This window comes from Desertimonas flava (assembly GCF_003426815.1).
Classification (GTDB): Bacteria; Actinomycetota; Acidimicrobiia; order Acidimicrobiales; family Ilumatobacteraceae; genus Desertimonas; species Desertimonas flava.
The window spans coordinates 182,272-203,024 of sequence record NZ_QKYK01000006.1 but is presented as its reverse complement, the minus strand read 5'-3'; the positions used below and the strand labels follow the sequence as shown (position 1 = coordinate 203,024).

General features: G+C 70.1%; 18 protein-coding genes. 16 read left to right on the top strand and 2 right to left on the bottom strand.

From position 1 onward, the window contains the following. Nucleotides 1–3: 3 nt before the first annotated feature. Complete coding sequence (locus DN771_RS10000; protein WP_205528512.1) at nucleotides 4–792, bottom strand: SDR family NAD(P)-dependent oxidoreductase; 789 nt, start codon at nucleotides 790–792, stop codon at nucleotides 4–6. 33 nt (nucleotides 793–825) lie between these two features. On the opposite strand from DN771_RS10000, the gene DN771_RS29440 reads away from it, so the two are divergent. The 12 genes from DN771_RS29440 (at nucleotide 826) to DN771_RS09950 (ending at nucleotide 14,178) form a co-directional block, all read left to right on the top strand. Next, nucleotides 826–1,992, top strand: a complete 1,167-nt coding sequence (locus tag DN771_RS29440) for an Rv3169 family protein (protein ID WP_162941767.1) — start codon at nucleotides 826–828, stop codon at nucleotides 1,990–1,992. Then, complete coding sequence (locus DN771_RS29435; RefSeq protein ID WP_162941766.1) at nucleotides 1,989–2,999, top strand: NAD-dependent epimerase/dehydratase family protein; 1,011 nt, start codon at nucleotides 1,989–1,991, stop codon at nucleotides 2,997–2,999. The genes DN771_RS29440 and DN771_RS29435 overlap by 4 nt, the downstream gene beginning before the upstream one ends. Beyond that, nucleotides 2,996–3,379, top strand: coding sequence for a hypothetical protein (locus DN771_RS29430; RefSeq protein WP_162941765.1), 384 nt, complete (start codon nucleotides 2,996–2,998; stop codon nucleotides 3,377–3,379). Before DN771_RS29435 ends, DN771_RS29430 begins: the two co-directional genes overlap by 4 nt. Further along, on the top strand, nucleotides 3,372–4,385 hold the full coding sequence (locus tag DN771_RS09990) for a phosphotransferase family protein (protein ID WP_162941764.1): 1,014 nt from the start codon (nucleotides 3,372–3,374) through the stop codon (nucleotides 4,383–4,385). Before DN771_RS29430 ends, DN771_RS09990 begins: the two co-directional genes overlap by 8 nt. Then, nucleotides 4,378–4,806: a nuclear transport factor 2 family protein gene (locus tag DN771_RS09985; RefSeq protein WP_116997208.1), complete on the top strand. Its 429-nt coding sequence runs from the start codon at nucleotides 4,378–4,380 to the stop codon at nucleotides 4,804–4,806. The genes DN771_RS09990 and DN771_RS09985 overlap by 8 nt, the downstream gene beginning before the upstream one ends. 5 nt (nucleotides 4,807–4,811) lie before the next feature. After that, complete coding sequence (locus DN771_RS09980) at nucleotides 4,812–5,282, top strand: nuclear transport factor 2 family protein (protein WP_162941763.1); 471 nt, start codon at nucleotides 4,812–4,814, stop codon at nucleotides 5,280–5,282. A gap of 7 nt (nucleotides 5,283–5,289) precedes the next feature. After that, entirely contained in the window at nucleotides 5,290–6,828 is a 1,539-nt protein-coding gene (locus DN771_RS09975) for an AMP-binding protein (protein ID WP_227462305.1), read from the top strand. Nucleotides 6,829–7,026: 198 nt separating this feature from the next. Continuing rightward, the gene (locus DN771_RS09970; protein ID WP_116997206.1) at nucleotides 7,027–8,493 is read left to right on the top strand and encodes an ABC transporter substrate-binding protein; all 1,467 of its coding nucleotides are present in this window, start codon (nucleotides 7,027–7,029) and stop codon (nucleotides 8,491–8,493) included. 137 nt (nucleotides 8,494–8,630) lie between these two features. After that, nucleotides 8,631–10,112: an ABC transporter substrate-binding protein gene (locus DN771_RS09965; protein WP_116997205.1), complete on the top strand. Its 1,482-nt coding sequence runs from the start codon at nucleotides 8,631–8,633 to the stop codon at nucleotides 10,110–10,112. A 110-nt stretch (nucleotides 10,113–10,222) separates the two neighbouring features. Then, nucleotides 10,223–12,538, top strand: a complete 2,316-nt coding sequence (locus DN771_RS09960; protein ID WP_116997204.1) for an ABC transporter permease — start codon at nucleotides 10,223–10,225, stop codon at nucleotides 12,536–12,538. 1 nt (nucleotide 12,539) lies between these two features. Continuing rightward, on the top strand, nucleotides 12,540–13,379 hold the full coding sequence (locus tag DN771_RS09955; RefSeq protein ID WP_116997203.1) for an ABC transporter ATP-binding protein: 840 nt from the start codon (nucleotides 12,540–12,542) through the stop codon (nucleotides 13,377–13,379). Beyond that, the gene (locus DN771_RS09950; protein ID WP_116997275.1) at nucleotides 13,372–14,178 is read left to right on the top strand and encodes an ABC transporter ATP-binding protein; all 807 of its coding nucleotides are present in this window, start codon (nucleotides 13,372–13,374) and stop codon (nucleotides 14,176–14,178) included. Before DN771_RS09955 ends, DN771_RS09950 begins: the two co-directional genes overlap by 8 nt. Nucleotides 14,179–14,510: 332 nt before the next feature. Here the strand turns inward: DN771_RS09950 and DN771_RS09945 are convergent, their stop codons facing one another. Continuing rightward, on the bottom strand, nucleotides 14,511–15,713 hold the full coding sequence (locus DN771_RS09945) for an aromatic ring-hydroxylating oxygenase subunit alpha (protein WP_116997202.1): 1,203 nt from the start codon (nucleotides 15,711–15,713) through the stop codon (nucleotides 14,511–14,513). A 144-nt stretch (nucleotides 15,714–15,857) separates the two neighbouring features. Here DN771_RS09945 and DN771_RS09940 point away from each other — a divergent pair, with 144 nt between their 5' ends. Genes DN771_RS09940 through DN771_RS09925 form a run of 4 tightly spaced genes read left to right on the top strand, consistent with a single transcriptional unit; the run spans nucleotide 15,858 to nucleotide 20,749 of the window. Next, nucleotides 15,858–17,600 (top strand): PEP-utilizing enzyme, encoded by a 1,743-nt coding sequence (locus DN771_RS09940; protein ID WP_116997201.1) that lies wholly within the window; start codon nucleotides 15,858–15,860, stop codon nucleotides 17,598–17,600. After that, the gene (locus tag DN771_RS09935; RefSeq protein ID WP_116997200.1) at nucleotides 17,597–18,562 is read left to right on the top strand and encodes a TIGR03621 family F420-dependent LLM class oxidoreductase; all 966 of its coding nucleotides are present in this window, start codon (nucleotides 17,597–17,599) and stop codon (nucleotides 18,560–18,562) included. Before DN771_RS09940 ends, DN771_RS09935 begins: the two co-directional genes overlap by 4 nt. 46 nt (nucleotides 18,563–18,608) lie before the next feature. Beyond that, nucleotides 18,609–19,913: a cytochrome P450 gene (locus tag DN771_RS09930; RefSeq protein ID WP_162941762.1), complete on the top strand. Its 1,305-nt coding sequence runs from the start codon at nucleotides 18,609–18,611 to the stop codon at nucleotides 19,911–19,913. Then, the gene (locus tag DN771_RS09925) at nucleotides 19,910–20,749 is read left to right on the top strand and encodes an SDR family NAD(P)-dependent oxidoreductase (RefSeq protein WP_116997198.1); all 840 of its coding nucleotides are present in this window, start codon (nucleotides 19,910–19,912) and stop codon (nucleotides 20,747–20,749) included. Before DN771_RS09930 ends, DN771_RS09925 begins: the two co-directional genes overlap by 4 nt. Nucleotides 20,750–20,753: the final 4 nt, after the last annotated feature.

The window sequence follows — 20,753 nt, the reverse complement described above, 5'->3', positions numbered from 1 at the left end:
ACATCACCCCGCGAGGCTTCCGGCGTCGACGGCGACGATCTCGCCGGTGACCCACGCGGCGAGATCGGAGGAGAGGAACGTGATCACCCTGGCCACGTCGTCGGGCTGACCGGCCCGGCCGAGCAGTGTGCGGGTCATCGTCGCCTCGACATCGAGCCCGGCCGCCTTGAGCGGGGCGAGCTGGGCCTGGACACCAGGCGTGTCGATCACCCCCGGAGCGACGCCGACGACGCGGATGCCGAGCGGCGCGAACTCGAGGGCAAGGTTCTTGGTGAGACCCACGACGGCGTGCTTCGACGTCACGTAGGCGCTGATGCCCGGGGCGGCCCGGAACCCGGTCGTGGAGACGACGTTGACGATGACGCCGCCCGTGGTCATCCGGCGCGCCGCCTCTCGAGCTCCGGCGAACGTGCCGCGCACGTTGACCGTGAGCAGGCGGTCGACGAAGTCGTCGGCGGCGTCGATGGCCGGTCCGGTGGTCGGGTAGATGCCTGCGTTGTTCACCCAGATGTCGAGCCGGCCATGCTCGGCGACCGCCCGGTCGGCGAGCGATGCCAGCGACGCGCTGTCGGCGATGTCGACCGGTGCCCCCGTCACCGAACCGTCGAACGCGTCGGCGAGCTGACGGGCGGCCCCCTCGTCGAGGTCGGCGGCGTAGACCGTGGCGCCGGCCTCGACCAGCCGCTTGACGGTGGCCGCCCCGATCCCCCTGGCGCCCCCGGTGACGACGGCGACCCGTCCTGAGAGTGAGAACAGGTCGGCGAGGCTGCGCTGATCGAGTTCCGGTGTCATGGACATATTGATCGCTCAGTATGGTACAGAGCCGTGCCCCGCCGCCTCACCAGGCTCGACGAGCTGCCACGCCACCAGCTGGGTCAGACGTTCGACGTGGTCGTCGACGGCTCCCCCCACTGGAGTGACGGCTACTACTTCACCACCGGCGAGGACACAGGACGCTGGGCGTGGTTCTCCGGCTTCCGGCTGCACCCGAACAACGACGTGCTCGACGCGTTCACGTGCGTCTCGACGGGGGACGGCGAGGGTTTCGGCCGGCAGTTCAACGCCCGGTGGTCCCGTCGCCTCCGGCCGCGGATCGACGACCTCGACTGCGGCCCGGTGAGCGTCGAGATCGTCGAGGGTCTCCGCACGATCCGGGTGAGCTGCGACCGCAATGCGAGCGGCCTGGCCTACGACCTGACGTTCGACGGGTGGTGCCCGCCGTACAACGAGGACCACGTGCAGGTGTTCGTCAACGGCCGGCTCGCGAGCGATCGGTCGAACTACGACCAGTGCTCGCTCGTGCACGGCTGGTTCGAGGCGGGCGGCGAGCGGGTCGAGGTGGAGGGATGGACCGGGGTGCGGGATCATTCGTGGGGAATCGGCAACCACACCGGCGGTCCGCGTGCCGCCGCCATCGCCCCGCCGCTGGAGGCCCCGGCCCCTCCCGGCTTGCGCCAGTGGTGCGTGTTCCGGCTTCCCGACCGCGCCGTGTTCTGGCAGTTCCACCATCCCGGCGGCGAGGGCCGGCCGACCAAGTTCGAGAGTCAGTGCATGTACCCCTACGGGGACGAGCGCCAACCGTTCGCCTACACCGACGTGCATCACGACGTCGTCTGGCGCACCGGCGACGACGGCCGGGCGATCCCGCGGCTCGAGCGCGGCGAGGTGCACCTCACGCGCCCCGACGGCGTCGTCGAGCGATACGCCGTCGAGCCGATCTCGTACCCCGTGTATCTCCAGGGCGGCGGCTACTTCGCCGGCTTCGACGACGGACTCGGCCGCGGCGTCTACCGCGGCGACTTTCACGAGGAGCACGAGACGTGGTCGATCGATCGCGGGATCGTCATCGACGAGCCCAAGGGTGTCCGCCTCGATCGCCGCCACTACGCCGAGGCATGGGGTCGTTGCACCAATCTCGACGATCCCACCGACACGGGGACCGGTCATCTCGAGTGCGTGGTGCTCGGTCCGTATCCGGGGGTGAGGTCGTGAGCTCGCTCGTGCTCGGCGGCTCGGTGTTCGTCGGACGGCGCCTCGTGGACGCTCTGCTGGCGGCCGGCGAGGAGGTCGCCGTGCTCAACCGGGGCCGCACCGGCACCGACCTCCCGCCTGAGGTGCAACGGATCGTCGCCGACCGGACCGATCCCGACTCGATGCGGGCCCCCCTCGCCGGCCGGGCCTGGGACGCCGTGTACGACGTCTCCGGTTTCGTCATGGTGGCCGGTGGTGGCGACATCGACGGGCTGCTCGACCTCGTCGACGGCACGACCGAGAGCTACGTGTACGTCAGCTCGATCATGGCGTACGACCAGTCACTCGTGGGCATCGTTCCGTGGACCGAGGACCTCCCCACGGACGACAGTGGCCCGCGCACCTACGGCGGCTTCAAGGCGGTCGCCGAGCGGGCGATGCTGACCCGGCACGAACGCACCGGGTTCCCGATCACGATCGTGCGGCCGGCGGCCATCTACGGGCCGCGCAACAACATCTTCGACATGGAGACGCCGATGTTCCTGCGCCTCGTCCAGGGGCGTCCGATCCTGCTGCCGCACGGCGGCCTGGTCACGGCGTCGTACGGGCACGTCGACGACCTCTGCCACTCGATGATCGGCCTCGCCGCGGTGGAGGCCGCCCGCGGCGAGATCGTCAACGTCACGGCCGAAGCGGTGACGACGCGGCGCTACGTCGACACCCTGGCCGCCGTCGTCGGCGCCCAACCGGACATCGTCGACGTGCCCGACGCCGCGCTCGATGGCCTGCCGCCCGGCCTCTACGGGCACCTCTTCGACCGGCGGCACCACGCCGTGCTCGGCACCGCACGTCTCGATCGTCTGCTCGGCCCCGGGACCCACCGCGACCTGCGGACCGGCCACGCCGACACCTACGAGTGGTTCCTCGCCCAGGGGTGGGCCGAGCTCGACGGGCCGCTGAGCGACCCGGTGTGGCGGGCGACGTGGGACTTCGACGCCGAGGCGGCGGCCGCCGCCACCCTGCGATGATCGGCCGCTGCACCGACGAGGCGATCGCCGCAAGCGTGGTCCCCACGCTCCGTGCCGTCCACGAGGCCGGGGCCGACGACTGGGCCCGCACCACGATCGCCCAGCTCGCCGGGCTCCTGCGGTACGCCGAGCAGAGGGGTGACGATCCCGAGCCGCGGCGCCGTGCCGAGCTCGCCGCCGCGCTCGGCGTCGACGACGTCGTCGACGCGTCCCCCTACGAGCGAGCGGCCGAGCTGCTCGTCGCCGCCGATGGGGGTGATGAGGCGGCGGCGCGGCGGCGCGACACCGTCCGCGCGGTGCTCGTGGCCCAGCTCGACGACGAGCTGGCCGAGACGATGTGCTTGCTCGATGCCTTCCGAGGACGATTCCCCGATGCATGACGCGTTGGTGGAGTGGTGCGCCGAGACGCTCGGGTACCGGCCGCCCGCACGCATCGAGCGGATCGGCACCGGGCACTCACGGGCGATGCTGCGGCTCCAGTTCGACGACGGTCGGCGCGCCGTGGTGCGCATGGAACAGGGCGGCGTGTTCGGCACGTCGGGCGCCGAGGAGGCGCGCGTCATGGCGGCGCTGCGAGCCCGGGGCGCACCGGTCGCCGCGATCGTCGCCGACGAGCCCACCGGAACGGTCACCGGCCGGCCGTTCTTCGTGATGGAGGACCTCGCGGAGCGGGCTGGGACAGCGCTCGATGGGAGCGACGAGCGCCGGGTCGACGACGAGACGGCGGCATCGTTCGTCGCGACCCTGCACGGACTCCACACGCTCGGCACCGATCACGACTTCGGCTTCGACCTCGTGCCCGATCGGCCCGACGATGCGACGCCCGCCCAGGTGGAGCGGTGGCGGGCGACGTACCGCGCGGCGACCGGCGAGCCGATCCCGCTCTTGGAGGAGGCGGCGGCGTGGCTCACCCGAAACGCCCCGCCACTGGAGCGGCTGTCAGTCGTGCACGGAGACGCCGGGCCGGGGAACTTCGTCCGTGTCGACCGCGGCGCCGGTCGGCCGGAGGTGGTCCTCACCGACTTCGAGTTCTGCCACCTCGGCGACCCGGCCGAGGATTGGTCGTTCTGCCTGACGATGCGCGGCGCCCGCACGATGCCGTCCGAGCGATGGCTCGCCCTCTTCGCCGAGCACGCCGGCGTCGATCTGGAGCCCGAGCGGTGGCGGTACTGGGAAGCGTTCAACCTCTTCAAGGGGGCGTGCGCCAACCGGACGTGCCTCGCGCTGTTCGAGAACGGGCGCAACCCGACGCCGAACATGGCGATCATCGGCACCGCCCTCCACCAGGTGTTCCTCCGCCGGCTCGTCGACATCGTCGGCAGCCGGCCCAGCCCGCCATCACGCGTCCCCGAAGGGGACCGACACCAAGGGAGATCCCATGCCTGACGGCACCGACGATCAGCGAGCCATCCAGCTCGCCACCGACCTGTTCGCCGCATGGAGCAGTGGCGACGCCGACGCGCCTGCCGCCTATCTCCACGAGGACGCCGTGCTCCACGACATCGTCGGTGGCACCCACGAAGGCTGGCCGGCCATCCGCGAGTTCTTCGCCTACGGTCTCGAACGCTTTCCCGACCTCACGCTCGTCCCCGACCAGTTCTGGATGAGTAGCGACGGCGTCGCTCTCACGTGGGTGATGAGCGCGTCCGTCACCGAGGCGACCGCGGCCCGCTTCGGTGCCGACAACATCGGCCGCCGCTGGAAGAGTGACGGGATGAGCTGGCTGCGCATCGTCGACGGCCGGGTGATGCGGGAGGTCGACTACCACGACGCGGGTGCGCCCGCCGCCTCGCTGGGGACGCGGTGACGGCGATGGCGACGCCGGTCCCCGCCGACGACTTCGTGGCGATCTCCCGTCTCGTGCACCGATACGCCGACGCAGTCGTGCATCGCGACGCCGACCGTTGGGGATCCTGCTGGGCGACCGACGCGACCTGGGAGCTCGGTCCGGGCCGACAGGTGGAAGGCCGCGCCGCGATCGTCGGGCTGTGGACGTCGGCGATGGCCGGCATGGCTGCCGTCGTGCAGATGGTCCACAACGGCGATGTCGAGGTTGGTGACGACGACGGCACGGCCACGGGCCGCTGGTACATCGACGAGCGCTTCCGGCGGGCGACCGGCGCCAACGAGATCCTCCTCGCCCACTACGAGGACGGTTACGTCCGCACGGCGGACGGCTGGCGCTTCTCCCGCCGCCGCCTGCAGGTGCACTACATCGGACCGCCCGACCTGAGCGCCGAGTTCTCCAACACCGCCGACGGGCTCGCGGCCCGAGGCGCCTGAGGTCGGCGTGCCGGCCTTCGCGTCCCGGCTCGCCGAGGAGCGACCCGACGAGTTCGCCCTGACCGACCCGAGCGGGTCGATGACCTGGGCGCAGGTCGGCGCCGTGCTGGACCGCGTCGCCAATGGCCTCGGTGCCGTCGACCTCGGGCCGCGGCGGCGCGTCGCCGTGTTCGCCGAGAACGCCAGCGAGACAGCGCTCGCCCATCTCGGCGGCTTGATCGGAGGGGCGTCCACGGTTCCCGTCAACTTCCACCTCACCGCCGACGAGACGGCATACATCCTGCGGGATTCCGAGACGAGGGTGCTCTTCGTGGGTCCCGAGACCGTCGAGCGTGGACTCGCTGCGGCCCGCGCCGCCGGCGTCGACACGGTCGTGGCGTGGGGCCTCGATGCCGCCGTGGCCGGCACGATCCCGTGGTCCGAGTGGCTCGCCGCGGCGCCCGACGACGAGCCCGACGACGGCATCGCGCCGCTCCCGAACCTGCTGTACACGTCGGGCACGACTGGCGTTCCGAAGGGGACCGAGCTGCCACCGACGATGTTCGCCGGCGGCGGAACCGTCGCCGAGCATCTCGAGGCGCTGCGCGGCAACGCCTTCGCCCGCTACGGCACCCATCTCGTGGTCGGACCGATGTACCACACCGGGCCGCTCTCGGGCATGCGTCTGCTCGTCGCCGGCGTGCCGTCGGTGATCCTCGGGCGTTTCGACGCCGAGCGGACGCTGGCGACCATCGAGGAGCACCGCACGGAGAGCGCGGTGATGGTGCCCACGCACTTCGTCCGCCTGCTCGCCCTCCCCGACGACGTCCGGGGGCGTTACGACGTGTCGTCGATGCAATACGTCGCCCACACCGGCGCATCGTGCCCGGTCGACGTGAAGCGGGCGATGATCGACTGGTGGGGGCCGATCTTCGTCGACGCCTACGGTGCCAGCGAGGTGGGGACGACGTGCAGCATCAACAGCGTCGACTGGCTGGGCCATCCCGGTTCGGTGGGTAGGCCGCTGCCGCCGTTCGAGGTGCTGGTGCTCGACGACGACGATCGCGAGGTTCCGGCGGGAACCGAGGGCCGGCTCTACTTCCGTGACCTGACCGGGCGCGGTGTGGTCTACCCGAACGATCCCGAGAAGACGGCGGCCGCGCACATCGCAGAAGGTGTCTTCACGCTGGGTGAGATCGGCTACGTGGACGACGAGGGCTTCGTGTACATCACCGACCGCTTCTCCGACATGGTCGTGTCGGGCGGCGCCAACATCTATCCCGCCGAGGCCGAGAAGGTGCTCCTCCAACACGCCGGCGTTGCCGACGTCGCCTGCATCGGCGTGCCCCACGCCGAGATGGGGGAGGAGCTGCGCGGTCTCGTCGTCCCGGCCGATCCGGCGTCGCCTCCGGACCCGGCGGAGCTGGTGGCGTTCTGCCGCGAGCGGCTCAGCCACTACAAGTGCCCGCGGACGATCGAGCTGGTCGACGACCTCGGGCGCAACACGATGGGCAAGCTCAACAAGCGCCGGCTGCGGGCCCCGTACTGGAGTCAACACCCGGCGTGATCCGGCCGCGACGAAGCTAATTGACCGGTCAGTTGGTTCCTGGCAAACTGCGGGAAGCACCTGAGGCCGGGGGGTCTCACGAGCGCCGGAGCGAACGTGGGCGGGCGTGCCCACCTCTTCCTACGCGTCGTCCCGGGTGCGTCGGCTTGGGGGACATCGCCCGGCAACCGGGCATGCGACACGAAGGGGGATCACGTCATGGTTCGAGGAATCAGGGGATCGGTGCTGCGGCGCACCGCACTCGGCATCGCCGCCGCAGCGGTCGTGGCCGGCGTGCCGGCGATCGGCGGCGCGGCGCGGCCGGCGACCACCGCGACCGGTGCCTGTCCGGAGATCGACGCGACGCTCGACGAGGCCGGCGGCCTCGGCGCCGGGCGGTTCATGTCCGACATCCAGTGCACGCTCGACAGCCCGCTCGCCGCCGAGGGCGATCCGGTCATCATCGGCTTCCAGAACCCTGAGGGTGATCCCAACGGCAGCTTCCCGGAGTCGTCGCTCGCCGCTCAGGCCGCGGTCGACTACATCAACGCCGAGCTCGGCGGCTGGGGCGCCGACATCCAGAACGGGGTGCCGGGACGGCCGATCCAGCTCGAGATCTGTCGCACGGCGATCTCGCCGGACGATTCGCAGCGGTGCGCCAACGAACTGGTCGCCAAGAGCCCCGAGCTCATCGTGTCGACGATCAACTTCTTCGGGAACCACCTGCCGATCTTCGAGGCAGCCGGGATCCCGGCGGTGATCACGTCACCGGTGACGATCGCCGACTTCACGTCGCCGTCCGCCTACGCCATCGCCGGTGGCGGTGGTTGCCTCGGGCAGCACACGGCGCTGGTCGAATACGCGACGAGCGATCTCGGCGCCCTGCGCGTCGGCGTGCCGTGGGCCGACACGCCCCCAGGCGTGGTGTGCTACTACGACCTCGAGGCCAAGCCGCTCGACGTGCTCTCCGGCGCCGTGCCCGGAGATTCGGAGCGCGCCGGGACGCTGCCCGACCTCGAGTACCTCGGCGTGCCGATCAAGCCGGCCACGCCCGACGTGACGCCCCAGGTGACCGAGATCCTCGGGTTCGAGCCCGACGCGATCATCTTCTCGGCGCAGGGTGCCGACTGCTGGAACCTGGTCGACGGGCTCGGCCGGCTCGGCTGGACCCCCGACGCCATCCCGCTGGTCCTGTCCGGCGCCTGCATCGACTTCGACGCCATGAGGGCTGCCGGCGATCTGGCCAACGGCATCTACTTCGTCACGGCGGGAGGCTCGGTGACGAACCCGCCAGACACGATCGAGGATCCGCGGGAGCGCTTCGAGGCCGAGACGTTCCAGACCAAGGCGCTGGAGTACGGCCTCTCCGAGACCGACATGTTCAAGGGCTTCGGTGTGAGCAACTTCAACAGCATGATCGGTGTCTGGGAGCTGGCCAGCCGCGTGGTGCAGGGCGGCGAGGAGCTCACGGCCGAGTCCTTCGCGACCTACGTCGGCGCCACGGAGAATGACCACATGTTCGGGTCCACGCCGCTGTCGTGCGCGGCGGCCCCGCCGCCGTACGTGGCCGTGTGCAACACGCTGTCGACGGTTGCCCAATGGGACGGCGAGAGCCTCGTTCCGGTGCGGGAGCACTTCTCGGGCGCCGACCTCATCGCCGGCACCGAACTGCGGCCCGGGCCGTGATCGTCGTGGCCCGGGACCGTCGGTGGTCCCGGGCCACTGCTCGCATTAGCCGGTCTCACTCGGACAAATTGACTGATCAGTTAGTACGCTGCCACACTCGGGGAGACTGCAACGAGTAGTCCAGACAGGGGGAATCGATGAGATCAGCTTCGAGCAAGACGTCACGCCGTGTGCGGGCGGTGATGATCGCCGGCACGATGGTGGTCGCTGCGGGCCAGACGGCCGGCGCGACCTCTCCACCGGACGGCACGGGCGGAGCCGGCGGTTCGGCGGGATGTCCGGAGATCGACGCCAGCCTCGACGAAGCGCACGGCACCGGTGCCGGGCGGATGATGTCGGATCTGCAGTGCGCCACCGAGAGCCCCTTGGCGGCGGAGGGCGAGCCGATCGTCATCGGGTTGCAGAACCCCGAGGGTGATCCCAACGGCAGCTTTCCCGAGTTCTCGACGGCGGCCCAGGCGGCCGTCGACTTCATCAACGCCGAGCTCGGCGGGTGGGGCTCCGACATCCAGAACGGGGTGCCCGGTCGCCCGATCCAGCTCGAGGTGTGCCGCACGGCGATCTCGCCGGACGACTCGCAGCGCTGTGCCAACGAACTGCTGACGAAGTCGCCGTTCCTGGTCGCGTCGACGATCAACTTCTTCGGCAACCACCTGCCGATCTTCGAGGCGGCCGGCGTTCCCGCCGTCGTGATGTCGCCGGTCACCATCGCCGACTTCACCTCGCCCGGGACGTACGCCATCGGTGGCGGCGGTGGCTGCCTCGGCGTGCACACGGGTCTGGTGGAGTTCGCCACGACCGACCTCGGAGCGACACGGATCGGCGTGCCGTGGGCGGACACACCCCCTGGCGTCGTGTGCTTCTACGACCTCGAGGCCAAGCCGCTCGACGTGCTCAACGGGACGATCGAAGGCTCCAGCGAGCGGGCCGGATCGATCCCCGACCTCGAGTACCTCGGCGTGCCGATCAAGCCGGCCACGCCCGACGTCACGCCGATGGTCACCGAGATCCTCGGCTTCGAGCCGGATGCCATCCTGTTCTCGGGACAGGGCGCCGACTGCTGGAACCTCGTCGACGGACTCGGCCGCCTCGGCTGGACGCCCCAGGACATCCCGCTCGTGCTGTCCGGAGCGTGCACCGACTTCGAGGCGATGGAGGCTGCCGGCCCGCTCGCCGAAGGCGTGTACTTCATCGGATCGGGCAACTCGGTGATCGTCGATCCGGCGACGCTCGAGGACCCGCTGGCCCGTCTCGAGGCCGAGACGTACCAGGGCGCCGCCGCCCGCTACGAGATGCCCGAAGCCGACATCACCAAGGGCTTCGGGGCGACCGGCTTCACGTCGATGATCACGTTGTGGTCCGTCGCCAGCACGCTGGCCGCAAGCGGCGAGGAGCTCACGCCCGAGTCGTACGAGGCGGCCCTGGCGGCCACCGACAACACGCACGCCTTCGGCTCCACACCCCTCTCGTGCGCCCAGGCGCCCGAGCCGTACGTCGCGGTCTGCAACGCCCTGGTGACGGCCAACCAGTGGGACGGCGAGACCTTCGTGCCCGTGCGGCCGACGTTCTCGGGCATCGACCTGGTCGCCGGAACCGAGTTGCGTCCAGGGCCGGGCTGATCCATCCGATTGACGGTCCGGTGCGCCGCGGCGGCGGCGCGCCGGATCGGACCGGCGGCAACGCCGGCAGCTGACAGGGCCACGACCGCACTCGCCAGGGGGAGCCACGAATGAACCAAGCCATCCTGTTCCTGATCCTCGGCCTCGGCCTGGGATCGATCTACGCCACCCTCGGCGCCGGTCTCGTGGTCGTGTATCGCGGCTCGGGCGTCATCAACTTCGCCCAGGGCGCGATGGCGATGTACGGGGTGTTCACGTTCGACGAGGCGCGGCGGAACGGCTACCTGCGGCTGCCCTGGGTGGACTTCCTGCCGACGAAGTGGCTCAACGTCCCCGTCGCCATCAAGCTCTCCGACGACGGGGTGAACGTCTGGCTCAGCCTGCTCCTCGCCCTGGCGATGGGGGCGATGATCGGACTCCTCGTCCACTTCCTGGTGTTCCGCCCGCTGCGCAACGCCGCTCCGCTCGGCAAGGTCATCGGATCGGTAGGCGTGCTGCTCTACGTGCAGGGCGTCGCCCAGCTCAACTTCGGCGGCACCGGCCGGCAGCCCCAGAGCATCATCCCGCAGAAGCCGATCCGCAACTTCCTCGGCCTCGGCTCGGCTGTCCCGGAGAACACGCTCATTGCCGCCGGGATCTCGCTGGCGATCGGTCTCGGGCTCGCCGCCCTGTTCCGTTTCACCCGCTTCGGGCTGGCCACCCGCGCCGCGGCCGGCAACGAAAAGGGTGCCGTGCTCCTCGGCTACTCACCGCAGATGCTCGCCGCGGTCAACTGGGTCATCGCTGCCGTGATCGGCGTCTTCTCGGCCGTCATCGCCGGACCGCTGCAGGGCTCGCTCACGCCGATCGGCCTCAGCGCCCTCGTCGTCGGTGCCCTCGGCGCCGCCCTCCTCGGCGGGCTCCGGTCGATCACCGTGGCCACCGTCGCCGGCCTGCTCCTCGGGGCGGTCCAGGGGCTGCTCCAGTTCTGGTCGTCGAAGAGTTGGTTCCCGTCGTTCTTCCGCACCGGTATCCGCGAGGTCCTGCCGCTGCTCGTCATCGTCGCCGTGCTCTTCATCCGGGGCAAGAGCCTGCCGGTCCGCGGCACCGTGGAGGAGAAGCGCCTGCCGCTGTCGCCGCGCCCGGTCCGCATCCTGCCGCACGTGCTCGTGTGGGGAACGGTGGTCGTCGCCGCTGCGTTCATGTTCCAGGACGCCGGCTCGCGGACCGTGTTCGCCCTCGCCCTGACCACGTCGCTGGTCGCCAGCATCATCATGCTGTCGATGGTCGTGGTGACCGGGTACGTGGGGCAGATCTCGCTCGCCCAGATGTCGCTGGCCGGCGTCGCCGCCTTCTTCATGGCGCGGATGATGGCCGACGGCTCGACCACGAGCACCAACCCGTTCCCGGTGTCCGGGCCCGGGCTGCCGTGGTTCCTCGCCGCCCCACTCGGCGTGGTGGCGGCGATCGTGGTCGGGGTGCTCCTCGGCTTGCCGGCGGTGCGAATACGCGGCGTCCAGCTGGCGGTGGTGACGCTGGCGTTCGCGATCTCGCTGCAGACGCTCTACCTCGAGAACGAGTCGTTGACCGATCTCAGTGCCGGTGCGCCGGCCAAGGTGCACCCGGCGTCGCTGTTCGGTCTCAAGCTGGCCTCGACGGGTGACAAGGGGCAGCTCGACCGCCCGGCGTTCACGATCTTCCTCCTCGTCGTCCTCGTGCTCTGCATCCTCGCCGTGGCCAACCTGCGCCGCAACGGCACCGGCCGCCGCTTCCTGGCCGTCCGGGCGAACGAGCGGGCGGCCGCAGCAGCGGGCATCAACGTGTCGCGGACGAAGCTGCTGGCGTTCGCCATCGCCGCCGGGCTCGCCGGCATCGGCGGGGTGATGCTCGGCTTCAAGCAGAACGACGTCTCGTCGGCGAACTTCGTGTACCAGTCGAGCATCGTGTTCCTCGCCTTCGCCTACCTCGGCGGCATCACGTCGATCAACGGGGCGATCATCGGCGGCCTGCTGGCTCCGGCTGGGCTCGTCACCGTGGTGAGCAACTACTTCTTCCACGGCGCCAACCTGGAGCGGTACACCGCCGTCGTGGGCGGAGCCAGCCTCGTGTTCACGGCGATCATCCATCCCGAGGGCATCGCCCCGTTCTTCCAGAGCATCTTCCAGCACTTCGGTCGATGGCTCGTCAGGGCACGAGCGGCCGAGTGGGCCGCGGTCGGCAAACGGCTCGGCCCGGTTGCCCTGGTGGGCGCCGGGCTCGGCTATCTCGTGTGGCCGGCCCGCGTCGACAGCTACAGCAAGTTCTGGATGCCGCTGCTCGGGGCATTCCTCGCCCTGTTCATCCGTTCGATCGTGATGCAGATCATCCGTGCCCGGCGCGGCGAGCCGGCGCATCCACCAGCGGTGGACTCGGCGGACAAGTCGGTGCGGACACTGGAGGTGGCCTGACATGGCGCTGCTCGAGACCCACGATCTCACCGTCCGTTACGGCGGCCTGGCCGCCAACGACCAGGTCAGCATCGTCGTCGAGCCGGGCCGGCTGGTCGGCCTCATCGGCCCCAACGGCGCCGGCAAGACCACGTTCATCGACGCCATCACGGGGTTCACCTCGGTGTCGAGCGGATCGATCGAGTTCGACGGGGCCCAGGTGAACGACCTGTCGGCCGACCAGCGGGCGAGCCTCGGGCTGACCCGCACGTTCCAGTCGCTGGAGCTCTTCGAGGATCTGACCGTGCGGGACAACCTGCTCGTCGCCGCCGAACGGCCGCGCTGGTACTCGTTCCTGCTCGACATCGTCAGGCTGCACCGGGGACGATCGGCCTGGGCCGATCAGGTCGATCGGGCGTTGGCCGCGCTCGACCTGGTGGAGTACTCCCACCGCCTGCCGAGCGACCTGTCGCACGGTCAACGCAAGCTCGTCGGCGTCGCCCGAGCGCTCGCCGCGTCGCCGAAGCTGCTGCTGCTCGACGAACCGGCGGCCGGCCTCGACACTGCCGAGAGCCGGAAGCTCGGTGTCCACCTGCGTCACTTCCTCGACGACGGCACGTCGATCTTCCTCATCGACCACGACATGGGTCTCGTGCTCAACGTGTGCGACTACATCTACGTGCTCGACTTCGGCAAGATCATCGCCGAGGGGACACCGGCGCAGATCCGCCGCAACCCGGCGGTGATCGGGGCCTACCTCGGCGAGACGGCCGGCGAGGCGCAGGCGAAGGAAGGCACCAATCTCGTGGCGGCGCTGACGCCGGCTGCTGCGCCGGACGCCCAGGAGGGTGGCGATGTCTGAACGACTGATCGACGTCAAGGGCCTGCACGCCGGGTACGACGGCATCCCCGTCGTGCGCGACCTCGATCTCCACATCGACGCCGGCGAGGTGGTGGCATTGCTCGGCCCCAACGGGGCGGGCAAGACCACAACGCTGCTGACGATGTCGGCACTGCTCGAACCGATCGAGGGCACCGTCGAGGTGATCGGCCAGTCGATCGCCGGCCTCGCGCCGTACCGTGTCGCCCGGCGGGGACTCGCCCACGTCGCCGAGGACCGGTCGCTGTTCTTCGACCTCACCGTGGACGAGAACATTCGTCTCGGCCTGCACGGGGACCGGGCCTCGCGCAAGCGGGCCTACGACCGGGCGATGGAGCTGTTGCCGGCACTCGCCCCGCTCGGTGGTCGGGCCGCCGGTCTGCTGTCGGGCGGCGAGCAGCAGATGCTGGCGATGGCGCGGGCCCTCGTCTCGCAGCCCAAGTGCCTCCTCGTCGACGAGATGAGCCTCGGCCTGGCGCCGATCATCGTCGAGCGATTGCTGCCCATCGTACGCCGCATCGCCGACGAGACCGGGTGCGGCGTGCTCATCGTCGAGCAGCACGTCCACATGGCCCTCGAGGTGGCCGACCGCGCCTACGTGCTCAACCACGGCTCTCTGGTCATGGAGGGCACCGCCGCCGAGTTGTCAGCCAACCGCGACCTGCTCGAGTCGAGCTATCTCGGCGACGTGGCCCTCGACGACGAGGAGGAATCGGCCGCCGCTCTGGTTTCGTCCTCGGCGGCATCGTCGCTTCGCTCCTCGCCGCCTGCGGCGAGTTGATGTTTCGTCCTCGGCGGCATCGCTTCGCTCGCCGCCTGCGGCGAGTTGATACGAGCTCGCTTCGCTCGCGCTGAAGAACCGAAAGAGGCGGCGGCGGAGCAAGCTCCGCTGGTCGCCGCATCGGAGGGGGAATCCCCCTCCGAACCTCCCCCTTCGGCGTCCGCGCGTTGAACCGGGGGCGACCGCAACTCATCCCGCGCCGACGAAGCTGGCGCGGTGAGATAGTGCCTGGCACCATCTCAGCCAGCTCTTCGTGCGAGCGCAGCGAGCTCAACCAAACCTCGCCGCAGGCGAGCGAGGAGCGAAGCGACGAAGCTCGCCGAGGACGAAACTCAGTCTGCGGCGGCGAGGTTGCGGCGGGGTGGGGCGAGGGAGGTGGCGAACGGCTCGGCGAGCAGGCGGTCGACCCATTGATGGAACCGCTGGTTCCCCGGCTCGTTGCGGCCGAACAGGAACTCGGTGTTGGCGCCCGAGGCCAGGGCCGCCTGGATGCCGAGCCCGGTCTTGTAGTCCTCCTCGTTGACCACCCACTCGAGGAAGTCGGCGCGCTGCGCCGTCGCTGCCCGCTCCTCCTCGGTGGCGTTGCGAGTGACGACGTGCGTCTGGATCGTGCGCGAGCGATCGGGCGTCGGGCCCGGGATCAGCTGGCTCACCATCATGCCCGTGCCGCCGTTGCCGGCGACCGAGACGTGGGGGAACACGGTGTGCACGAGGCCCATGTGGCCACCCGGTTGCCACTCCTCACGCGGGATGTCGCGCAGCTCGTGGAGGTTGCGCCGGGCGAAGGCCACGCGCTGGTGCGGTCCCCAGGCGTCGCACGTCATGATGTTGCCCATCACGTCCTTGCCGAGGGTGTCCTTGTGGAGGATGTCGAGGTGGTAGCCGTCGACGTACCCGTCGTAGGCGACCTTCCAGTTGGGGCCGATGAGCTCGCGCTCGTCGAGCAGCTCGACGTCGTCGAGCCCGAGGGCGTCGAGGATCGGGCCGTACCCGGCGAGCCACTCGTCGACGTCGAACGAGACGGCGGGGTCGAGCACGGCGAAGACGAACCCGGAACGCTCGGCGCACGGCAGCTCGGTGAGCTGCTGATGGTTGTCGGCGATGTCGCCGAACGTGGGACGACCGGCCACGCCGAGCAGGGCACCGCTGCCGTCGTAGCTCCACGCGTGGTACGGGCAGGTGAACCGGCGGGCCTTGCCGGTGCCGTGGGCGACGATCTGGGCGCCACGGTGACGGCAGGCGTTGATGAACGCCCGGACGCTCCCGTCGGCCTGGCGCACCGACAGCACGGGGATCCCGGCCAGGTCGATCGACCGGTACGAGCCGGGTTCGGGAAGGTGGGCCGTGAGGGCGACGACCACCGGCGAGTGGCGGAAGATGCGATCCATTTCGCGAGCCCACCGATCGGCATCGAGGTAGTCGCTCACGTCGACGGCGTGAACGCCGTCCGCCGAGTCCGTCGTCCCCGCATCGAGGTGCACGAGCAGCCTGGCGACGATCTCGTCCCAGTCGTTCGGTCGAGTCTCCGGAATCATCCCTGCGCGTCCTCCTCGTCACGGCGCCAGCCCCCGGCGACCGTGACAACATACTAATCCATCAGTTAGTTTTACGGGTCACTCGGAGCGGACGGGTCGCTTGGGGATGACGCTCGCACCCGTACGGATTGGCAAGGGGGACCGATGGAAGACCGCTGGATCACGGATTGGCCGACGACCGGACGGTGGAATCATTTCACGAGAGCGAACTCCGGCGAGGTGCTCCCCACCCCGGCCTCGCCGCTCGGTCAGCAGTTCACCTGGGACCACGGCATCGTGCCCGGCTGGCGGGACGGGTATGTACGGGTCGGGGCATGCGACCTGGACGAGTTCGATCCCGAGCTGCCCGAAGCGGTCGGCTTCTTCGGCGGCTACATGTACATCAACCTCTCGAACGTGCGCATGCAGGGTGTGCGGAGCCCTGTCGTCACCGTCGAGCAGCTCGACGTGGCGTTCTTCGGCGACCATCCCGACGTCCCTCCCCACGTCCCCCACCCGCTCGACGAGCGCCCCGACCTCACCGCCAAGATGGCCGAGCACCTGGGCTGGGTGATGACCACAACGTCGTGGCCGGAGTGGGACGACGAGCGTGAGGAGACGATCTCGCTGCGGAAGCGGCGCCCGGACCTGACGACGCTGACCGACGAGGAGCTGGTGATCCACGCCCGGTCCACTCAACCGATGCTGCAGAAGCTGTTCGAGAGCCACACCGTCACCTCGAGCAGCTCGGCGATCGGGCCGGGAATCCTCGCCGCCGTCGGTGCCGCCATCGGCGACCCGACCATCCCGATGAAGCTCGTCGCCGGCATCGGTGACGTCGACTCGGCCGAGCCGGGTTACGTCCTCTGGGACCTCTCCCGCAGGGTGCGGGAGTCGCCCGTGCTGACCGCCGCCTTCGACGAGGGCGTCGACGGCCTCCTCGAGCGCCTCGCGGGGTCCGACGATGCGGCGGCCGGCGACTTCCTCGAGCACTTCGGTCAGTTCATCGGCGAGTACGGGTCACGGGGTCCGAACGAGTGGGAGATCAGCTCGGAGACCTGGGAGACCCGGCCGGAGATCGTCCTCGCCGCCCTCGACCGGATCCGCTTCCAGGACGACGGCGAGTCGCCACGGGCTCGCCACGCGCGTCTGGCCGCCGAGCGTGAGGCGACCGCCGCCGAGGTGCGGGCCAAGGTCTCCCCGCTGGGCGAGGAGCTGGCCGGCCAGTTCGAAGCCGCCCTCGTGGCGGCGCACCAGCTGGCGGCGCGGGAGCGGACCAAGACGAACATCATCCGCGTCGTGCACGAAGGGCGCATGGTGTTCCGCGAACTCGGGCGCCGGCACTTCGAGGCCGGTCACCTGCTCGACCCCAAGCACGTGTTCATGCTCCTCGACACCGAGGTCGAGCAGTTCGTCGCCGACCCGGCGTCATTCACGGACACCGTCGCCGACCGCTACCGGGCGTGGCGCGAGCTGTGGGACCTCGTGCCACCCTTCTTCATCCGCGACGGCGTCGTGCCGCCGCTGACGTCGTGGGCCCGCCGAGGCGAGTCCGATGCCGTGCCGGCCGCCGTGGGCGACGTGCTCCACGGTGTCTCGGGTTCACCCGGCACGTTCACGGGCCGTGCCCGCGTGATCACCGATCCCTCGGCGCCCGGTGATCTCGGGCCCGGCGACGTGCTCGTCGCCCCGCTCACCGATCCGGCGTGGACGCCGCTGTTCATGGCCGTCGGCGCCGTCGTCGTCGACGTCGGTGGCCAGATCAGTCACGCCATCATCGTCAGCCGCGAGCTCGGCCTGCCTTGCGTGGTCTCGGCCACCGGTGCCACCGAGCGCATTCCCGACGGTGCCCTCGTGTCGGTCGACGCCGACCACGGCACCGTCACCATCTTGGAGGTTCCGAAATGAAGCCGTTCCGTTTCGGTGTGCAGAGCTACACCGCGATGTCGGCCGCCGACTGGCGTGAACAGGCGCAGCGAGCGGAGGCCCTCGGCTACTCGGCCTTCCACCTCGCCGATCACGTGATCGGGCCGGGGCCGGCGCTCGCCGCCACCAACCACCCGGTCCAAGTGGTCGCCGCCATCCCGGCGATGACGGTCGCCGCCGAGGCGACCGAGACCATCCGCGTGGGATGCCGTGTGCTCTGCGCCGACTATCGGAACCCGGTGATCCTCGCCAAGGAGCTGGCGACGATCGACTTCTTCGCAGGCGGACGGCTCGAGATCGGCATCGGCGCCGGATGGCTCGGTGGCGAGTACGAGGCGATGGGCGTGCCGTTCGACCCGCCCGGCGTGCGCATCGATCGTCTCGTCGAGACGATCGCCGTCCTGCGGGCCTGCTTCGACGAGGGCATCGTCGACGTGACCGGCGAATACGTCCATGCCGTCGGCTTCGAGGGGGTCCCGAAGCCCCCGGCCGGCCGGCCGCCCCTGATGATCGGTGGGGGAGCGCGTCGCGTGCTCGGGCTCGCCGGTGCTGAGGCCGACATCGTCAGCCTCAACTTCGACAACTCGTCGGGCAAGATAGGCCCGGCGGGTGTCGGGTCGAGCACGGCGGCCGAGACGAAGCGCAAGATCGACTGGATACGGGCCGGCGCCGGCGAGCGTTTCGACGACCTGGAGATCGAGATCGGTGGCTACTTCACCGTCGTCACCGACGACCGGGCGGCGACCCTCGCCAACATGGCGCCGATGCTGGGCCTCGAGGCGGACGAGCTCGGACGCCATCCCCACGCCCTGATCGGGTCGGTGGACGCGATCTGCGAGCAGCTCGAGCAGCGCCGCGCCGAGTTCGGCATCAACTACGTCACCGTCGGCTCGGCGGTCGCCGCGTCGTTCGCCCCCGTGGTCGAGCGTCTCGCCGGCCGATGACGATGACGAGGCCACCCACGTCCGTTCCGCACCCTTGGAGATCACGATGACCACCGGCGCGACCGTCGACCTGCGCTCGTTCAACCCCTTCGATCCGGCCACACTGCAGTGTCCCTTCCCGCACTACGCGGCGATGCGGGCCAAGGCGCCCGTGCACGAGGTGCTGGGGCTCGGCATGTTCATGGTGACCCGGCACGACCTCGTGCTCGAGGTGGTCCGCGACCCGGTGACGTACTCCAACCAGTTCGGCCAGACGTCGATGCCCCTGCCCGAGGACGAGCGGCTGCGGATGGCCGGGGTGATGGCCGAGGGCTACCCGCGGGTGCCGACGATGCTCACCGCCGACCCGCCCGACCACACCCGTTACCGGCGACTGGTCACCAAGGCCTTCACGCCGAAGGCGATCGCCGCGCTCGAGCCGGCGATCAGGTCGATCACATGCATGCTCATCGATTCGTGGATCGGGCGCGGGCGCATCGAGTTCGTGACGGACTTCGCCGTCCCCCTCCCCGTGCGCGTGATCGCGACCGCGCTGAACGTGCCCGACGAGCGGCTCGCCGACTTCAAGAAGTGGTCCGACGACTCGATCGCCGGGATCGGCACGGCCCTCGACATCGACGGGCGCATCGAGGCCGAGCGGGGGGTCAACGACTTCCAGCGCTACTTCGCCGACCAGTTGGAACAACGACGCCGCGAGCCCCAGGACGACCTGCTCACCAATCTGCTCAACGCCCGCGTCGCCGCCGACGACGGCGGGGCGGGGAGCGCTGACGGCGTCACCGACGAACGCGGGCTCGACATGCCCGAGATGCTGAGCATCCTCCAGCAGCTGCTCGTCGCCGGCAACGAGACGACGACGAAGATGCTGACGGAGATGATCCGTCTGCTCGCCGAGCACCCCGAGGAATGGCGCCGCGTCAAGGCTGACCCGTCCCGGGTGGAGGCGGTCGTCGAGGAGACGCTGCGGCTGTCCACCCCGACCCAGGGGATGTTCCGCATCGTCACCCGCGACGTCACGCTCGGAGGCGTCGACATTCCTGCCGGGTCGCGGCTCGTCGTGGCATACTGCTCGGCCAACCGGGACGAGTCGCTCTACGACGATCCCGACGCGTTCGATCCCGACCGGGCCAACCTCAAGGAACATCTGGCGTTCGGCAAGGGCGTGCACTTCTGTCTCGGCGCCGCCCTGTCCCGGCTCGAAGGCAAGGTCGCGCTCGAGGAGCTCTCGCGCCGCCTCGACACGATCACGCTGCCGGCGTCGAACCGCTTCGAGTACTTCCCCAGCTTCATGCTCCGCGGCCTCACGTCGCTGGATCTGGAGTTCACCCCCGCCCAGGAGGCAGTGCAATGACGACGTCAGACGAGACCACCCGGCCGCTGGCCGGCAAGGTCGCCGTGGTCACCGGATCGAGCCGCGGCATCGGCCGCGGCACGGCGATCGCCCTCGGCGAGCTCGGCGCCACCGTGTACGTCACCGGGCGCTCGACCGGCGACGGCGAGCTGACGATCGACACGTCGGCACGGCTGGTCACCGAGGCCGGCGGCGCCGGCATCCCGGTTGCCACCGACCACGGCGACGACGAGCAGATCGCCGCCCTCTTCACACGCGTCGCCGCCGACCACGGGCGCCTCGACGTGCTGGTGAACAACGTCTACAAGATCCCCGACCCCCCTGCTTGGGGTGGCGGCTTCTGGGACCATCCCGTGTCGATCTGGGACGACCAGGTGGGGATCGGTTTGCGCGCCCACTACGTGGCGTCGTGGCACGCCGCGCCGTTGCTGTTCGCCGCCGGTCCGGGAGGGGCGATCGTCAACGTGTCCTCGCCGGGCGGGCAGTCGTACCACTTCAGCGCGTCCTACGGAGCGGGCAAGGCCGGCCTCGACCGGCTCGGTGCCGACATGGCGATCGAGCTCGAGCCGAAGGGCATCGCCTGCTGCACCGTCTACCCCGGCAGCGTGGCCACCGAGTTCATCAGGGCGTGGGCCGACGAGCGGGGCTCCAACCTCGACGACGCCCAGACGCCGCTCGGCGTCGGTCGCGCCATCGGCGCCCTCGTCACTGCCCCCGACCTGATGGCGAGGTCCGGCTCGATCCAGTGGATCGAGGACCTCGGCGTCGAGTTCGACGTCCGCGACGAACGCGGCCTCCTCCCTCCGCCGTACAAGGCTCGCGTTCCCCAATCCTGATTCT

What these genes read in the sequence shown, in the direction of transcription:
- DN771_RS09990 (WP_162941764.1), top strand. Translation starts at nt 3,372, where the DNA reads ATGCATGACGCGTTGGTGGAGTGGTGCGCCGAGACGCTCGGGTACCGG.
- DN771_RS09960 (WP_116997204.1), top strand. Translation starts at nt 10,223, where the DNA reads ATGAACCAAGCCATCCTGTTCCTGATCCTCGGCCTCGGCCTGGGATCG.
- DN771_RS09930 (WP_162941762.1), top strand. Translation starts at nt 18,609, where the DNA reads ATGACCACCGGCGCGACCGTCGACCTGCGCTCGTTCAACCCCTTCGAT.
- DN771_RS09925 (WP_116997198.1), top strand. Translation starts at nt 19,910, where the DNA reads ATGACGACGTCAGACGAGACCACCCGGCCGCTGGCCGGCAAGGTCGCC.
- DN771_RS09950 (WP_116997275.1), top strand. Translation starts at nt 13,372, where the DNA reads ATGTCTGAACGACTGATCGACGTCAAGGGCCTGCACGCCGGGTACGAC.
- DN771_RS09940 (WP_116997201.1), top strand. Translation starts at nt 15,858, where the DNA reads ATGGAAGACCGCTGGATCACGGATTGGCCGACGACCGGACGGTGGAAT.
- DN771_RS09945 (WP_116997202.1), bottom strand. Translation starts at nt 15,713, where the DNA reads ATGATTCCGGAGACTCGACCGAACGACTGGGACGAGATCGTCGCCAGG.
- DN771_RS09965 (WP_116997205.1), top strand. Translation starts at nt 8,631, where the DNA reads ATGAGATCAGCTTCGAGCAAGACGTCACGCCGTGTGCGGGCGGTGATG.
- DN771_RS09935 (WP_116997200.1), top strand. Translation starts at nt 17,597, where the DNA reads ATGAAGCCGTTCCGTTTCGGTGTGCAGAGCTACACCGCGATGTCGGCC.
- DN771_RS09985 (WP_116997208.1), top strand. Translation starts at nt 4,378, where the DNA reads ATGCCTGACGGCACCGACGATCAGCGAGCCATCCAGCTCGCCACCGAC.
- DN771_RS09970 (WP_116997206.1), top strand. Translation starts at nt 7,027, where the DNA reads ATGGTTCGAGGAATCAGGGGATCGGTGCTGCGGCGCACCGCACTCGGC.
- DN771_RS09980 (WP_162941763.1), top strand. Translation starts at nt 4,812, where the DNA reads ATGGCGACGCCGGTCCCCGCCGACGACTTCGTGGCGATCTCCCGTCTC.
- DN771_RS29430 (WP_162941765.1), top strand. Translation starts at nt 2,996, where the DNA reads ATGATCGGCCGCTGCACCGACGAGGCGATCGCCGCAAGCGTGGTCCCC.
- DN771_RS09955 (WP_116997203.1), top strand. Translation starts at nt 12,540, where the DNA reads ATGGCGCTGCTCGAGACCCACGATCTCACCGTCCGTTACGGCGGCCTG.
- DN771_RS10000 (WP_205528512.1), bottom strand. Translation starts at nt 792, where the DNA reads ATGACACCGGAACTCGATCAGCGCAGCCTCGCCGACCTGTTCTCACTC.